The sequence below is a fragment of the Achromobacter pulmonis genome (assembly GCF_021733725.1).
Lineage (GTDB): Bacteria > Pseudomonadota > Gammaproteobacteria > Burkholderiales > Burkholderiaceae_B > Achromobacter > Achromobacter pulmonis.
Genome location: NZ_JAIFOT010000001.1, coordinates 3,300,554 through 3,316,428, shown reverse-complemented (window position 1 = coordinate 3,316,428; position 15,875 = coordinate 3,300,554). Strand labels below are relative to the sequence as shown.

The window sequence follows — 15,875 nt, the reverse complement described above, 5'->3', positions numbered from 1 at the left end:
GGTGGGTTCCGGCCCGGGCCGACGGGTTCTACAAGACCCTATTTATAGCGCACTCGGGCGGCACGCGCCGCCCGGCCTTCAATAGCGCACGTACTCCAGTACCGGCTTGGCAGGCATGGGCGTATTGGCCGCCGCCCGCGCCCGCACCGACGGCGCCACCGGCTTGACCGCCGGCCGCAGCACCGGCGCGGCTTGATGCGATTGGTGGGCGGCCTGCAAGGCAGCGGCGGCTTCGGCGGTCATCTGGGTGATGTCCTCAGTCACCTCGCCGAGCTTGCCGGACTGCGCCAGCGAGACCTCCACCACCTCGCCCATGATCTCGGTGACGCGGCGCGACGAGGCCACGATATCCTCCATGGTGACGCCGGCCGACTGCACCTGGCCGGCGCCGCTCTCGATCTGCTCGACCGATGTCGTGATCAGGCCTTTGATTTCCTTGGCCGCGGCGGCGCTGTTCTGCGCCAGGCTGCGCACTTCCGCCGCCACGACCGCAAAACCCTTGCCGTGCGAACCGGCGCGGGCCGCCTCGACCGCGGCATTCAAGGCCAGGATATTGGTCTGGAAAGCGATACCGTCCATCACGCCGATGATCTCGGAAATGCGCTTGGAACTGTCGGTGATCGCACCCATGGTGCGCACCACATCCCGCACCGTCTTGCCGCCCTCTTCGGCGACGCGACAGGCATCCTGCGCCAGGGTATTGGCCTGTCCGGCGCGCTCGGCGTTTTCCGTCAGGCCCTGCACCGCCACCCGCAGGGTCTGGGCGGCAGTAAAACGCCTGGTAATGTCGGTGGCGAACTTCACCACTTTGAATGGCCGGCCCTCGGCGTCGAAAATCGGGTTGTAGCTGGCCTCGATCCAGACATGACGGCCATTCTTGCCGATGCGAAGATACTGGCCGGTGTCGTGCTCGCCGCTGCGCAGTTTGCGCCAGAACTCCGCATAAGCCGCGCTGCGCGCTTCTTCGGGCAACACGAACATGCTGTGGTGCCGTCCGCGGATCTCAGCTTCGCTATATCCCACCGCTTTCAGGAACAGGTCGTTGGCACGGATGATGGTGCCATCGAGCTCGAACTCGATAATCGCCTGCACCTTGGAGATGGCTTCCAGCTGACCTTCGGTGTCGGCCTGGCGCTGCTGCTGTTCGGTAATGTCGGTGGCGTACTTGACCACCTTGAAGGCGCGCCCGTGCTTGTCGAAAATCGGGTTATAGCTGGCCTGCAGCCAGACGTCGCTGCCGTCCTTGCGCATGCGGCGATAACGCCCTGTGTCATGCGCGCCCTGGCCCAGCTTTTCCCAGAAGGCCAGGTAGCCGGCGGACTCGCGTTCTTCCGGCACCACGAACATGCGGTGGTGCTGCCCCAGCACCTCGTCCAGTTCGTAGCCCATGGTGTCGAGGAAATTCTGGTTGGCCATCAGGACATGGCCTTCGAGATCGAATTCGATCACGGCTTGCGCCTTGTGGATGGCCGCTATCTGTCCGTATAGATCCGCTTTCTGCATGCCGCGCTCGCCGCGCAGCAGGCGTTTGAGGGTAAGCCATTGCATGTTGACGTCTCCCGCAGGGAATGGGACGAATTTGCTGAAACCGATAAAGAAACCAGTTGGCTTATCTGAAGCAGACTGCTGGCGCGTCCTGGAGATCAGGCCGTGCATGCCACGCCGCATGCACGCGTTGCCTGCGAGTCCGTCACCGCTGTGGCGACGGCGGGGCAACAATTGCGAAGGAACAAAAATGTATCCAGTCGAAATTATTTAATCCCAAAAATGAGCCGCCCTCAATATTTTCCGTATGCGCTTCTCAAAAAAAATAGCGGAATAGGTTTTGCGCAATGGCGTTTCAGGCATTAGTCAACAGCGACATAAAGTCCGCTTCATGGCGAAAATCAGGGTTAATACGCACTCGGCCTCCATTTTCCGCCAGAAAGGCTGCCGATAATCGTGCTTGCCGGGAAGCGGCCCTTATTATCAGAACCCCCGCCGGAATATGCGCCGGATCGCGCACACGCCCGGCTATTCGCCATCCAGCTCGGGATAATGGCGAAAAATACCGTCGGCAAATGGCAGGCGCCTGCCGCTTGAAAAATACGACTGCAGTTCCGGCAAATGCGCCACCCGGCGGTGCAATGCCATCACCTTGGGGAACTGCGCTGCCACGGAGCACATGCGGCGCGGGAATGCATGGAGCAAGCCATCGATCAGGTAAAACAACGACAGATCGGCATAACTCCAGCGTTCGCCAGCGGCCAACCAGGCGTCGGCGCCGGCCAGCACGCGCTCGAAATATCCCAGGAATTTCGGAATCCGCTCATCCCGGAAGCCGCGCGCGCGGCGCGCCGCTTCTTTCTTCTGGTCTTCGTAATAATCACTGGCGGAGATGGGATGATGGGTATCGTGCGCCTCGGTCACCATGTCGGCGATGGTCAGTTGCAGTTGATTGACCCATAGCCGCTCCGCGGCCCCGGCGGGCGCCAGGCCATGCTTTTCGCCGAGAAACAGCAGAATATTGGCGGTTTGCGCCAGGACCATTTTCCCTGCCACCAGATAAGGCGGCGCAAATGGCGGATGCTTGCGCTCGGACAGCATGTCCTTGACCAGCGCGTCTTCGCCAATACCCGGTTCCCGTGCGCATTCACGGTACGCGATGCCGCCCGCCTCCAACGCCAGACGCACGAATTCGCCGCGCCCGGGGATGCCATCCCAATACCAAAGGTCATAGGTCATGCCGCTCTCCTGGTGGCGCCAGGGCGGCTACGCGGGAAAGACGCCGATCTCGCCGTCATTGCGCGCTGCCTGCCGCCCATGGCTTTGCTGATACTGGCGCGGGAATTGCCCGAAGTGCGCGTGGAAATCGTGTGAAAAATGCGCCATCGGCAAATCCGCAGTCCAGCGCGATTTGCGTAATGCTGCAGGCAGTATTAAGCAATAGCCAACTGCCATATTCCAAACGCAATTGGCGCTGGAATGCCATGGGCGACCTGCCCGTCGCCAGGCAGAAGGCGCCTTCCCGCTGGCGCCGCCCCATCCCGACGCCGGCGCGGGAACGAAGCGCCGCGGCTGTCTTGATGATCCACGAACTTGCGGCAATCCCGTCGCCGGGCTTAGGATGGAGCCACGGTCAGACCGTGCACCGCCGACAGGCGTACGGCGCGGGTTCGGGCCGGCGCTTGAACCTTGCCAGCGATTCGGGAGCACATCGTGAAGAAAGTTGCTGAGATTCTCAGGGAAAAGGCCAATCCGCCCGTCGTGACCGTCACGCCGGACTCGTCCGTGTACGACGCCATCAAGACCATGGCGGAACGCAGCATCGGCGCCGTGGTGGTGGCCGAGGGCGACGAGGTGCTGGGCATGCTCACCGAGCGCGACTACGCCCGCAAGATCGTCTTGCAGGACCGTTCATCGCGCACCACCAAGGTCCGCGAAATCATGACCGAGTCGGTTTTCTACGTGCGTCCGGAGGACACTCGCGAACACTGTATGGCGCTGATGACCGAGCGCCACTTCCGCCACCTGCCGGTGATCCAGGATAAGAAGCTGGTCGGCCTGGTGTCCATCGGCGACCTGGTCAAGGACGTCATGAGCGAACAGAAGTTCATCATTACCGAACTCGAACGCTACATTTCCGGCGAGCACGGCTGAGCGCCCCTGCCGGTTGACGTCGCGCCTCGCCGCTACCCGGCCGCGAGCAGGCGCGACGCCGGCACCACCAATCCCAGGCCAGCCGCCAGCAGCAGCACGAACACCATTCGCTTGACGGTCTTCATCGACCCGGCAGTGGCATAGCGGCGCGCAGCCCACGTGACGCCAATCACCACCGGCAGGGCCTGCAGGCTCAGCCAGAACGAGGTTGCCTTGAAAGCCCCTTGCCCCGTCACCAGCGTCAGACGCACCACGGCGTTCAAGGAGAACAACACCAGCAGGCTGTTGCGGATCGACGCCAGCGGCAGCGGCTGACGGTACAGGTGATAGACCATCGGCGGCCCGGCGCTTGAAAACAGTCCGCCCAGCACGCCCGACACCCCGCCGAAGAACAGGAAAGACCCGCGTGACGACAGATGCGCCAGAGGCTGGGTGCGCGCCACCAGCAATACGGCGCAGGCCATGATGGTGACGCCAAGCAGCAATTGCAGCAACACGGCCATGGCGCCGCTGATCCAGGCCAGCGCGGCCACGCCCAACGCCACACCCGCCAGGCTGCTGGCCAGCGCTGGCGCCATCAACGGCCAGTTGACCTGGGGCCGGGCACGCGCCAGCGTGACCATGGCATTGACCAGCGACAGCACGCTGACCACATTGGCCACCTCGGACACCGACGCCAACTGGAACACCCCGGACAACCCCAGCAGCACCAGGCCGAAGGCGAAGCCCGTCATGGTCTGGGCGTAGGTCGCCAGCGCCACGCAGGCGAGAAACAACGCGTGTTGGAGGATGCTCATGCTGGGGCGGAGCCAGACCTGCCTCGGCTCGGCCCCGCCGCGAAGGATCGCGGCCTGGAGCGGAACGACTGCGGAAACGGCGTATTCAAGAGGGCATTCGACGGCGGCGATCATAGCACCGGGGCGGGAGGCGACCTGGCGCCTTTATACATTTTGTAATAACCAGATGCGCTCATGCACCCCGCCGCCCGCGCCCGGCCGCTATCCTTGCCGCCCAGTATGCCCGCCGCACCCGGCCAGGCCGTGCCCTCCCCCAGCATGACGCCCAAACAGACCACGATCAATACGGTGACCCTGACCTGCTCGACTTGCGGCAGCGCCCAGTTCACCAAACTCGATACCAACGAATACCAGTGCAGCCATTGCCACGCCGTGACCCTGGTCGAGGACAACGTCGCCCAGCGGCTGGAGAAGATCCTGCGTGGCATGCAGCAGCCGGCACCCGCCGCCAGGCTGCAGCCGGGCGCGGTGGTCGCGATCGCGCTGGCGGTGCTGGCGGCGATCCTGGTGCCGCTGACGGCGTCGTTGTTCAACACTGGCTCGTCCAGCCGCCCGCCGTCGCGCGCCGCGCCGCCGCCGATCGATGCCGCGCTGGTCAAGCTGACCGATGTGCAGGAAGTGCGCGCCCACGGCCGCGGCCAACTGGTGATGCTGATGCGTAACGAGACCGGCAGGAAAATCGAGGCGCCGCGCGTCACAGCCACGTTCTACCAGGGCGAGCTGACGCTGACTTCCGCCTCGGGTTCGCCGCTGGCGCGTACCCTGCTGCCCGGTGAATACACCCCGGTGACGATTTCCTTGCCGGATACCGCCTACAGCCGCTACACCCTGACGCCGGCCACGCCCTCGCTCGCGCGCGGCCACGCCCGCGACGTCGCCGCCGACAAGGTACAGCTGGTGCGCAACGACGGCGCCTATCGCCTGGTGGGCCTGCTGCGCAACCAGGGCGGCACCGCCGCCAGCAGCACGCAGGTGACGGTGATGCTGTACGACGAAGACGGCAAGCTGGTCGGCACGGGCAATGGCTACGGCTCGGCCAGCCCGCTCGCGCCCGGCGCGCTGACCTCGTTCGACGTGCGCTGCGACATGCTGACCGAAGGCAAGGTCGGGTCCTACGATTACATGGTGCAAAGTGAAGGCTGACCGTTCCCCCGCGCGGCCCCTGTCGCGGTCCGCCCGCGCCGGGCTGGTGCTGATCATCCTCGCCGCCGGCGGCTATGCCCTGGCCAAGTACAACGGCCTGCTGCCCTGGGACGCGCCCAAAGCGGCCGAAGCCGAAGCCGCGCCAGCGCCGGCCACCGCCGCTGTGGCCGCCAGCACGCCGGTCAGCCGCATTGTCCGTGTCAGTCCCGCCAATCCGCGCGTCATCGACCACGTGCGGCTGACCACGGCCGAACTGCTGGATCCGGACTTCGCCCTGTTCGACCCGGCGTCGCTGAGCCTGTCGCCGCCGCGCCGCCTGCTCAACGAAATCGAACGCCCGCTGCTGCTGGCCGAAGTGGTCAACCGCAGCGACCAGTACGTGGCGCTGTCGCCCGGCATGGAAATCGCGGTATTCGACGGCTCGCGCCGCCTGCGGCTGCGCCAGGAATGGTCGCTGCCCGCCATGCTCTACCCCGGCGAGCGCATTCCGGTGATGCTGAACGGCGAGAATTTCGAGCGTTATTCCGAGATCAAAACCGACTGGAAGCCGGCCAAGCGCGCCCCCTTGCCCGGCAGCCGCCCCAAGCTGGACATCCGCGTCGAGAACACCGAGGCCGGCATCGGCACCGGCACCCTGAATTTCACCTATCGCTACCGCTACAAGTACGTCACGGTGCATGGCCGGGTACGCAACGACGACAGCGCCGAGATCGACAACGTCAAGGTGTGGGTCAGCCTCTATGACGCCCAGGACAAGCTGACCGGCGCGCGCTATTCGGAGCTGCGCCTGCCCAGGCTCAAGCCGGGCGAAAGCGCGCCTTTCCAACTGGACATCAAACAGTACGGCGCCAACTTCGCCCGCGTGGGCGTGGTGTACGACGCCAAGGCCAACTGACGCTGCGGCGACAGGCCGCCGCACCGGGCGCCCCCTTGATGGCGGCCGCGCCCGTCTGCCGCCACGCCGCCCATTCCGGGCGTTCCCGCCCCAGTCCGACCTGGTTTTCACGCCGGTCATGCCACCGCCTCCCGCCCTGGCCCGCCCGGGGCCGTGGCCCGCAGGCAACGCCTATCGACACAAGTCTTATATAAGATATAAGACATTTGCTAGGGGCGCCCTCTTCCCTCTACAATTCCGGCCACACCCCTTCTTCCAACCCGACTTTGAGCAGGCCTCACATGCTGGATACTTACCGCCAACACGTTGCCGAACGCGCGGCCCTGGGGATCCCCCCGCTGCCCCTGACGGCAAAACAAACCGCTGAACTGATCGAACTGCTGAAGAACCCGCCCGCCGGCGAAGAGCAGAACCTGGTCGAGTTGCTGACCCACCGTGTTCCGGCCGGCGTGGACGACGCCGCCAAGGTCAAGGCCTCGTATCTGGCCGCCGTGGCCCTGGGCAGCGAGGCTTGTGCCCTGATCAGCCGCGCCAAGGCGACCGAACTGCTCGGCACCATGCTGGGCGGCTACAACATTGGCCCGCTGATCCAACTGCTCGACGACCAGGAAATCGGCACGATCGCCGCCGACGCCCTGAAAAAGACCCTGCTGATGTTCGACGCCTTCCACGACGTCAAGGAAAAGGCCGACAAGGGCAACGCCAACGCCAAGTCCGTGATGCAGAGCTGGGCCGACGCCGAATGGTTCACCAGCCGTCCCGAACTGCCCGAAAGCCTGACCATCACGGTCTTCAAGGTGCCCGGCGAAACCAACACCGACGACCTGTCGCCGGCCCCGGACGCCACCACCCGTCCCGACATCCCGATGCACGCCCTGGCGATGCTCAAGAACAAGCGTGACGGCGCCGCCTTCCAACCGGAAGAAGACGGCAAGCGCGGCCCCGTGAAGTTCATCGAATCGCTGAAGGAAAAGGGCCACCTGGTCGCCTACGTCGGCGACGTGGTCGGCACCGGCTCCTCGCGCAAGTCGGCCACCAACTCGGTGCTGTGGTTCACCGGCGAAGACATCCCCTTCGTGCCGAACAAGCGCTTCGGCGGCGTGTGCCTGGGCAACAAGATCGCCCCGATCTTCTACAACACCATGGAAGACGCCGGCGCCCTGCCGATCGAACTCGACGTTTCCAAGATGGAAATGGGCGACGTGGTCGAACTGCGCCCCTACGAAGGCAAAGCCCTCAAGAACGGCGAAGTGATCGCCGAATTCCAGGTGAAGTCGGACGTGCTGTTCGACGAAGTGCGCGCCGGTGGCCGCATTCCGCTGATCATCGGCCGCGGCCTGACCGCCAAGGCGCGCGAAGCGCTGGGCCTGCCGCCTTCGACGCTGTTCCGCCTGCCCAAGGACCCGGCCGACACCGGCAAGGGTTTCTCGCTGGCCCAGAAGATGGTCGGCCGCGCCTGCGGCCTGCCGGAAGGCCGCGGCATCCGCCCGGGCACCTACTGCGAACCGAAGATGACCTCGGTCGGCAGCCAGGACACCACCGGCCCCATGACCCGCGACGAACTCAAGGACCTGGCTTGCCTGGGCTTCTCGGCCGACCTGGTGATGCAGTCGTTCTGCCACACCGCCGCCTACCCCAAGCCCGTGGACGTCAAGACGCACCACACGCTGCCCGAGTTCATCAGCACCCGCGGCGGCGTCTCGCTGCGTCCGGGCGACGGCGTGATCCACTCCTGGCTCAACCGCATGCTGCTGCCCGACACCGTCGGCACCGGCGGCGATTCGCACACCCGCTTCCCCATCGGCATCTCGTTCCCGGCTGGCTCGGGCCTGGTCGCCTTCGCCGCCGCCACCGGCGTGATGCCGCTGGACATGCCGGAGTCGGTGCTGGTGCGCTTCAAGGGCAAGCTGCAGCCCGGCGTCACCCTGCGCGACCTGGTCAATGCCATCCCGCTGTACGCCATCAAGCAGGGCCTGCTGACGGTCGCCAAGCAAGGCAAGAAGAACATCTTCTCGGGCCGCATCCTCGAAATCGAAGGCCTGCCCGACCTGAAGGTCGAACAAGCCTTCGAACTGTCGGACGCCTCGGCGGAACGTTCGGCCGCCGGCTGCTCGGTGCGCCTGAACAAGGAACCGATCATCGAGTACATCAACAGCAACATCGTGATGCTCAAGTGGATGATCGCCAACGGCTACGAAGATGAGCGCACGCTGGGCCGCCGCATCAAGGCGATGGAAGCCTGGCTGGCCAACCCCCAACTGCTGGAGCCGGACGCCGACGCCGAATACGCCGCCGTCATCGAGATCGACCTGGCCGACGTGCACGAGCCCATCGTGGCCTGCCCGAACGACCCGGACGACGTCAAGACGCTGTCGGAAGTCGCCGGCGCCAAGATCGACGAAGTGTTCATCGGCAGCTGCATGACCAACATCGGCCACTTCCGCGCGGCCTCCAAGCTGCTCGAAGGCAAGCGCGACATCCCGGTCAAGCTGTGGGTGGCCCCGCCCACCAAGATGGATGCCACGCAACTGACCGAAGAAGGCCATTACGGCGTGTTCGGCACGGCTGGCGCCCGCACCGAAATGCCGGGCTGCTCGCTGTGCATGGGCAACCAGGCGCAGGTCCGCGAAGGCGCCACGGTGATGTCCACCAGCACCCGCAACTTCCCGAACCGCCTGGGCAAGAACACCAACGTGTACCTGGGTTCGGCCGAACTGGCCGCGATCTGCTCGAAGCTGGGCCGTATCCCGACCAAGGACGAGTACATGGCCGACATGGGCGTCATCAACAAGAGCGGCGACCAGATCTACCAGTACCTGAACTTCGACAAGATCGCCGACTACAAGGACGTGGCGGACGTGATCGAGGTGTAAGCCTCGCCACGCAGGCACGCCTGTGACACGGCCCCGGAGCGATCCGGGGCCGTTTTTCTTTGGCGCGCATGCAGGCCACGCCAGGACGTTGGATCGGACCGTTCCCCCTGCCCGAGGTCCGAAATTGGGGGACGGAACTTTTGCAGCGATACGTTTTTATACAATCACTGCAAATCGTGACGTACCAGACGTAACCGCCGCCCGCCGGCTCCCCGGAGAAGACCGCCCATGACACGGCTCTTGATGCCGCTGCCACTGTTGACCGCGCTGGCCGGCTGCGCCACCGCGCCCCCGTCGAATCCCGAGAACATCTGCGCCATCTTCCGTGAAAAGCCGGACTGGCACGATGCCGCGCTGAAAGTGCAGAAGAAATGGGGCGCGCCGGTGCAGGTACCGATGGCGATGATGTTCCAGGAATCCAGTTTCAAGCAGGATGCGGTGCCGCCGCGCTATTACTTCCTGGGCATCATCCCATGGGGCCGGGTCAGTTCCGCTTACGGCTACGCCCAGGCCAAGGACGAGACCTGGGCCGATTACAAGAAGGACGCGGGCGGCTGGGGCGCCAGCCGCGACAATTTCGCCGACGCGCTGGACTTCATGGGCTGGTACATGAACAAGAGCCAGCGCCTGAACGGCATCTCAAAATGGGACGCTTACGGCCAATACCTGAACTACCACGAGGGCTGGACCGGCTATCGCAACCGCAGCTATGACCGCAAGGCGTGGCTCAAGACGGTGTCCAAGAAAGTGCAGGCGCGCGCCGACAAATTCGCGAGCCAGTACAAACGCTGCGAAAAAGACCTGACGCGTGGCGGCTGGTTCTTTTGATCGCGCCCGCGCCAGGGCGCGGTCATGCCCGGCGCGGCGGCTCGCGCCGGACGCCCCGCCTCAGGCCTGCTCGCCCAAGCGGTAGACCACCGTGTCGAGCCGGCTCACGCCGCGCTCGGCGAATTTGGGCTCCTTGGCCAGGATGTCGCGGCGGTCGATGATGACCGCTGGCGACACGCCGTTGAACAGGCTGCGCATTTCCGCATCGACCACCGCGAAGGGCGGTCCGTCCATTTCGTCCTGCGGATAGTCCAGCGTGATCAGCAGACCGCGATAGCCGGGCGCCAATTGCCCGTAGACATGGCGCACGTAATCGCCCCGCATCTGCGCGGGCAGCGCCACCAGCGCGGCGCGGTCGTAGGCGCCGACGCAGTGCGACAGCAGCGGCGCGTCCAGCTTGAAGATGTCGCCGCGGATGATCTCGATATTGCCCGCCACGTAGTGCTGACCGTAGGGACTGTCGTGGATGACCGGCTTGAGTTCGTTCTCGACGAAGAACTGCTCGACGGCCAGTTGCGACAGCTCCACGCCCAGCACCTGATAGCCCTGGGCCGCCAGCCAGACCATGTCCAGCGACTTGCCGCACAACGGCACCAGCACCTTGCCGCCAGCGGGCACCGAGAGCGTCGGCCAGTATTTCTGCAACAGTGGCGTCACGCGTGTTTGATGAAAATGCGTGCGCCCGTCGCGCCAGCGTTCCAACCAGAATTCCGCGTCCATGTTTGTTCTTGTCCTCCGGAAAAAAAATCGCGTGATGCGCGGCGTGGCCGCGCGCCGGTGCGCGGCCTAGTGTCCCACCTCCCGATACTACCTGCCCGCTGCCGGACCTACGTTGCGAACAAGCGCCCGAAAGGCGTGTTTACCGGAAACCGGCTGCGAAACCGGCTGCGAAACCGCCGCTACCAGGTTCCGGTCAGCCCATTGTAGTGATCCGGTCGCGTGGCGCCGGGGCAGCACGCCGGCGGGGCTGGCCACGCCCGCGCCGCCTGCCTAGGGTTTGTCCTAGGAACATTGATGCATCCATTGGCCGCGCCGACCCGTATTTGCTGACGACGGCCAACCAAAAAAGGAGATCGTCATGAAATTGCTCGCTTCGATTGCCATTGCCTGCTCCGCCCTGACCCTGTCACCCACTTTCGCGGCCGATGTCATGGTCGGCGGACAGCCGATGATGCCCAACAAGACCATCGTCGCCAATGCGGTCAACTCCGCCGACCACACTACCCTGGTCGCGGCGGTGAAGGCCGCCGGCCTGGTGGATACGCTGCAGGGAAAGGGGCCTTTCACGGTCTTTGCCCCTACCAATGCCGCCTTCAACAAGCTGCCGGCCGGCACCGTCGACACCCTGGTCAAACCGGAGAACAAGGCCACGCTGACCAAGATCCTGACCTACCACGTGGTGCCGGGCAAGCTGGACTTTGACGCCCTGGCCGCCAAGGCCAAAAAGGGTGGCGTCACCGAACTGACCACCGCCAGCGGCGGCAAGCTGTGGGTCATGATGAATGGCAAGCACAACCTCATCGTCAAGGACGAGAAAGGCGGCACCGCCAACATCAGTACCTATGACGTCTACCAGTCCAACGGCGTGATCCACGTGATCGACAGCGTGCTGATGCCCAAATGACCCCTGCCGCCACGGGTGCCAGGCCGCAAGGCCTGGATGCCTGGCGGCCCGGCCCGGCCCGGTGGTAACGCCGGGCCTTTCCGTTCATGCGGCCGAGGACGCGGTTTCGGGATATCGTAAGGGTCCGCGTCGCCATCGCCATCCCTCATGAACCCAACGCCGCACCGTCCGCCGCACCTGCCCCGCGCCACGCTCTTCGACTGGATGAGGGGCCCACGCCGCAGCCCGGCATATACCCGCCGCCTTCTCCGCGCCCTGCTGGCCGCGCTGCTGCTGGCGGGCCATGCCAGCGCCCGCGCGCAGGCTGACCTCCCGCTGGAATTCGACCACGCCTACCAGACCGAGATGGCAGCGGAAAGGGCCGCCTTGCGCGCCCGCATCCAGCAATGGCCGGCGCCGCTGCGCGATGCCAACCAGCAGATCGCCGCGGCGCTGCGCGCCAACGACGTGGCCCAGGCGCTGCGCCTCGCCGAAAACCTGTCCCAGCGCGACCCCGGCAATGCCGACGTCAGGAATTTCCTGGCCCGGCTGCAATCCGCCAACGGCCAGCAGGCGGCAGCGGTCAAGCTGCTGGATGAAGCGATCCGGCTGGATCCGGACAATCGCTGGTTCTATGTGAACAAAGCCGGCGCCCAGGCCGAATTGCGCGATCTGTCCGGCGCGTTGGCCACGGCGCGCACCCTGACCGCGCGCTATCCGCAATGGAGCATCGGCCTGAACCTGGAAGCCGCGCTGCTGGATGGCCTGGGCCGCGTTCCACAAGCCTTGCAGGCGTACCAACGCGCCGTGGCGGCGACACCCTCCAGCGCCCAGATATTGACCAACCAGGGCTTGCTGTTGCAGCGGCTTGGCCGCGAGGCCGAGGCCCGCGCCAGCTACGAGGCGGCGCTACGAGTACAGCCCGGCTATTCCCGCGCGGCCGCCGCCCTGGCATCGTTGCCACGATAATGCCGCTGCACGCCCAACCTCGAATGCCGCATTGCCCCCCCCCCTCGACCGTCATTGAAGCCCGCCCCATGCCGCGCCAGCCCACCACGGCATCGCCCGCTCAAGACGCGCAAGCCGCCTCCGGCGCGTGCGGGCCGCGCCGCGCGCTCACGCTGGCCCTGGCGACGCTGGTCTGCGCGCCGTTGCGTCTGGCGTCGGCGACGGGCAACGCGGCCGCCGACGACCGCGCTGCCATCATCCGCCGGGTATTCCAGGCGGACCTGGCACGCCTGCGCTTCGGCGCGGACCACGCCAGGCTGATGCGCGGCCTTGGCGTGATCTGGATTCCCATGGAGTCCGGCGCGCCCGGCATCGAATTCGAGCATCCGCTGGGGAGCGGCGATAGCGTCGGCGCGGCGATGACGCTGCTGGGCACCGCCGACAGACGCCTGGCGACACGGCGCCTGGCCGAGGTGTGCCGCTTGCTGCCGGGCTATGTGCGCGCGGTCGGCGACTTGGCGCCCGGGCGCTATGCGTTGCCGGCCCCGCGGCGCGCGGCCTTCGATTTCCCCGACAGCGGCGTCGACGCCCAGGGCCATTTCCAGTTGCGCCGCGAGCACCTGATTCTGTTGCGCGCGGCGAACTGGCGCGAGGCCGGCAAGCGTGAACTGGAGTCAGTGTTGCGCGAAGGCGAAGCCTACTGGCCCATGCCGTTCATCGACGGCAAGCGTCCTTATGGCGACAGTAGCTATTACCAGATCGACATGGCGCGGCTGCTGGGCCGGCCCTATCCCTTGGATGCCAAGGGCTACGCGGTCACAGATCCCGCCCGGGACGCGCGCCTGGAACGCCTGCATTGGCAGACGGCCGCCGCGTTGCAAGTCGTGCTGGCGCACGCCCGCGCCTGACCGGGGCGCCAGCGCCGCGGACTCGCAGCCGCTCGCTAGGGCCGCGCAAGGAACTGGCGGATATCGTCGGCCACCGGCACCGCCGCCAGGACCAGCAGACACAGCGCCAGCGGCAGCGTCGAGCCGAAACCGTAGTGATAGAAGGAATAGGCCCCCACCACCCCGCCTGTGAAGAACAGCGACACCATCGTGCTCAGCACGACCAGCTTGCCACGGTCGGCGCGCACCGGCGCCGTGCCGGTCTTGTCATCGTGAGCCAGGTTCCAGTAGAACAACTTGCCCAGCTCGATGCCGATATCGGTGACCATGCCGGTCACGTGGGTCGTGCGGATCTCGGACTTGGAAACCTTGGTGATCATCGCGTTCTGCAGGCCCATGATGTAGCACAGCAACATCACGGTGGCGGGCACGTAGAACCAGCGCAGGTTCCCCAGGTTCGCGCCCAGCAGCCCGAAAGCCAGCAGCAACAGGGCCTCCAGCACCAGCGGCAGGGCGAACTCGCTGGCCAGGTGCGAGCGCCGTCCGAAATTGATCAGGGAGGCCGAGGTCGCCGCGCCCGCCAGGAACGACAGCAACGCGGCCAGCCCCTGCGCCACCACGGCCACACTGCCCAGCACCATGTGGTCGGCCATCATGGAGACAATGCCCGACATGTGCGAGGTGTACTGCTGCACAGCCAGGAAACCGCCGGCGTTGACGGCGCCGGCGACGAAAGTCAGGAAGTAGGCCAGCCGCCGGTTGGCCTGCGGCGTGCGGCTGACCGCGGTGAGCTGGCGCAGGAAAGGAATGGCCATGGCGGCGCTAGGACTTGGCGCAGCGGATGCCGGATGGCGCGCTGGCGTTGCCGCGGCCGGCCGGGGTTGCGCCGCGCATGTCGCCGTGAAGGGCCGCGGCGGCGTCGGGCGGGGTCGGGACGTAATCGAAGCAAGACGCGGGCGTGACCGCCTGGGCCGCGTGCGCCAAGGCAACCAGCATGAGTGCCGCCAGCGCGGCGGCGCGGCGCGCAATGCGCGGCATACGGAAGCTCCCGGAAAAAGGACGCGGCTGCTCGGCCGCGCCCGGTTCCAGGATTCTACCCGTCCGGCGGCGCGCCGGCGGTGGCAACAGCCGCCGCCGGCGCTTTCCCAGCCCGAATCCGGGTTACGCCGCGTCGGACTCACGCAACTGCTGGCGGCGGAACTCGCCCTGGCGCGTGAGCATCCACCCCGGATACTCCGGCGGCAAGGCGCTGATCTTGTCCAGCGCCGCCAGTTCTTCCGCGTCCAGGCGAATGGCGGTGGCGGCGAGATTGTCGTCCAACTGGTCGACGCGCTTGGCGCCGATGATGACGCTGGTGACCGCCCGCTGGTGCAGCAGCCAGGCCAACGCCACCTGCGCCACCGACACGCCGCGCGCCTGGGCCACCTGGCGCAGGACGTCGATGCTGTCGAAGGCGCGTTCGCGGTCGACCGGCGGAAAGTCGAACTGCGCGCGGCGATCGCCGGCCGCGGCCTGGCCGTCACGGCTGTATTTGCCGCTGAGCAGGCCACCGGCCAGCGGGCTCCACACCATCAGACCGACGCCTTCGCTTTGCAGCAGGGGCACGATTTCGCGCTCCAGGTCGCGGCCGGCAATGGTGTAGTAGGCCTGCAGTGACTCGAAGCGGGCCAGGCCGAGACGCTCGGCGATGCCCAGCGCTTTCATGATCTGCCAGGCTGCCCAGTTAGACACGCCGACGTAGCGCACATGGCCGTGCTGCACCAGATTGTCGAGCGCGCGCACCGTTTCCTCGATGGGCGTGGCCGGATCGAAGCCATGAATCTGGTAGAGGTCGATATGGTCCAGTTGCAGGCGCGCCAGGCTCTTCTTGACGCCGTCCATGATGTGAAAGCGCGAGTTGCCACGGGCATTGACGCCGGCGCCGGTCTGGCCGAACACCTTGGTGGCGATGACCACATCGTCGCGCGCCACCTTCAGATCGCGCAACGCCTGTCCGGTAATGATCTCGGAACGCCCTTCCGAATACACGTCGGCGGTATCGATGAAGTTGACGCCTGCCTCCAGCGCGCGGCCCACCAGCCGGTTGGCGTCTTCCTGCTGCAGGGCGCCGATCTTGCTCCACAATTCGCCTTCGCCGCCGAAGGTCATCGTGCCCAGGCACAGTTCCGAGACGAACAGGCCGGTATTGCCGAATTTCTTGTACCGCATGGTTGCACTCCTTCCAGGGCGCGGCGCACTGCCGGCCCGGGATGGGACGGCGTC

General features: G+C 65.9%; 15 protein-coding genes and 1 pseudogene. 8 read left to right on the top strand and 8 right to left on the bottom strand.

Features of this window, described 5'->3' with window-relative positions:
* Positions 1-78 precede the first annotated feature (78 nt).
* The 3 genes from K2W61_RS15355 to K2W61_RS15345 all read right to left on the bottom strand — a co-directional run bounded on the left by K2W61_RS15355 (position 79) and on the right by K2W61_RS15345 (position 2,971).
* A complete protein-coding gene (locus K2W61_RS15355; protein WP_175134834.1) occupies positions 79-1,548 on the bottom strand; it encodes a methyl-accepting chemotaxis protein in 1,470 nt (489 codons plus the stop codon).
* Positions 1,549-2,013: 465 nt separating this feature from the next.
* Positions 2,014-2,724 carry a glutathione S-transferase gene (locus tag K2W61_RS15350; protein ID WP_175134835.1) on the bottom strand — a complete coding sequence of 237 codons (711 nt, stop codon included), beginning with the start codon at positions 2,722-2,724 and terminating at the stop codon, positions 2,014-2,016.
* A gap of 55 nt (positions 2,725-2,779) precedes the next feature.
* Entirely contained in the window at positions 2,780-2,971 is a 192-nt protein-coding gene (locus K2W61_RS15345) for a helix-turn-helix domain-containing protein (RefSeq protein WP_236755992.1), read from the bottom strand.
* Positions 2,972-3,198: 227 nt separating this feature from the next.
* On the opposite strand from K2W61_RS15345, the gene K2W61_RS15340 reads away from it, so the two are divergent.
* The gene (locus K2W61_RS15340) at positions 3,199-3,639 is read left to right on the top strand and encodes a CBS domain-containing protein (RefSeq protein WP_175134836.1); all 441 of its coding nucleotides are present in this window, start codon (positions 3,199-3,201) and stop codon (positions 3,637-3,639) included.
* Between the two features lie 32 nt (positions 3,640-3,671).
* Here the strand turns inward: K2W61_RS15340 and K2W61_RS15335 are convergent, their stop codons facing one another.
* Complete coding sequence (locus K2W61_RS15335) at positions 3,672-4,436, bottom strand: TSUP family transporter (RefSeq protein ID WP_175134837.1); 765 nt, start codon at positions 4,434-4,436, stop codon at positions 3,672-3,674.
* A gap of 219 nt (positions 4,437-4,655) precedes the next feature.
* On the opposite strand from K2W61_RS15335, the gene K2W61_RS15330 reads away from it, so the two are divergent.
* The 4 genes from K2W61_RS15330 to K2W61_RS15315 all read left to right on the top strand — a co-directional run bounded on the left by K2W61_RS15330 (position 4,656) and on the right by K2W61_RS15315 (position 10,175).
* On the top strand, positions 4,656-5,579 hold the full coding sequence (locus K2W61_RS15330; protein ID WP_236755991.1) for an FxLYD domain-containing protein: 924 nt from the start codon (positions 4,656-4,658) through the stop codon (positions 5,577-5,579).
* On the top strand, positions 5,569-6,474 hold the full coding sequence (locus K2W61_RS15325) for an FxLYD domain-containing protein (RefSeq protein ID WP_175141950.1): 906 nt from the start codon (positions 5,569-5,571) through the stop codon (positions 6,472-6,474). Before K2W61_RS15330 ends, K2W61_RS15325 begins: the two co-directional genes overlap by 11 nt.
* A 281-nt stretch (positions 6,475-6,755) precedes the next feature.
* Complete coding sequence (gene acnB, locus K2W61_RS15320) at positions 6,756-9,347, top strand: bifunctional aconitate hydratase 2/2-methylisocitrate dehydratase (protein WP_175134839.1); 2,592 nt, start codon at positions 6,756-6,758, stop codon at positions 9,345-9,347.
* A 228-nt stretch (positions 9,348-9,575) separates the two neighbouring features.
* Entirely contained in the window at positions 9,576-10,175 is a 600-nt protein-coding gene (locus K2W61_RS15315) for a transglycosylase SLT domain-containing protein (protein ID WP_175134840.1), read from the top strand.
* 60 nt (positions 10,176-10,235) lie between these two features.
* Here the strand turns inward: K2W61_RS15315 and K2W61_RS15310 are convergent, their stop codons facing one another.
* Positions 10,236-10,895, bottom strand: a complete 660-nt coding sequence (locus K2W61_RS15310) for a thiopurine S-methyltransferase (RefSeq protein WP_175134841.1) — start codon at positions 10,893-10,895, stop codon at positions 10,236-10,238.
* A 358-nt stretch (positions 10,896-11,253) separates the two neighbouring features.
* Here K2W61_RS15310 and K2W61_RS15305 point away from each other — a divergent pair, with 358 nt between their 5' ends.
* The 3 genes from K2W61_RS15305 (at position 11,254) to K2W61_RS15295 (ending at position 13,634) form a co-directional block, all read left to right on the top strand.
* Positions 11,254-11,799, top strand: coding sequence for a fasciclin domain-containing protein (locus K2W61_RS15305; protein WP_175134842.1), 546 nt, complete (start codon positions 11,254-11,256; stop codon positions 11,797-11,799).
* 147 nt (positions 11,800-11,946) lie between these two features.
* Positions 11,947-12,747 carry a tetratricopeptide repeat protein gene (locus K2W61_RS15300; protein WP_236755990.1) on the top strand — a complete coding sequence of 267 codons (801 nt, stop codon included), beginning with the start codon at positions 11,947-11,949 and terminating at the stop codon, positions 12,745-12,747.
* Positions 12,748-12,815: 68 nt separating this feature from the next.
* Positions 12,816-13,634, top strand: coding sequence for a hypothetical protein (locus K2W61_RS15295; RefSeq protein WP_236755989.1), 819 nt, complete (start codon positions 12,816-12,818; stop codon positions 13,632-13,634).
* 56 nt (positions 13,635-13,690) lie between these two features.
* Here the strand turns inward: K2W61_RS15295 and K2W61_RS15290 are convergent.
* The 3 genes and pseudogenes from K2W61_RS15290 to K2W61_RS15280 form a co-directional block, all read right to left on the bottom strand.
* A pseudogene (locus K2W61_RS15290) lies at positions 13,691-14,428 on the bottom strand (YoaK family protein); the annotation flags it as partial.
* Between the two features lie 7 nt (positions 14,429-14,435).
* Positions 14,436-14,651, bottom strand: a complete 216-nt coding sequence (locus K2W61_RS15285) for a hypothetical protein (protein ID WP_236755988.1) — start codon at positions 14,649-14,651, stop codon at positions 14,436-14,438.
* A 123-nt stretch (positions 14,652-14,774) separates the two neighbouring features.
* Positions 14,775-15,821, bottom strand: a complete 1,047-nt coding sequence (locus K2W61_RS15280; RefSeq protein ID WP_236755987.1) for an aldo/keto reductase — start codon at positions 15,819-15,821, stop codon at positions 14,775-14,777.
* Positions 15,822-15,875 lie beyond the last annotated feature (54 nt).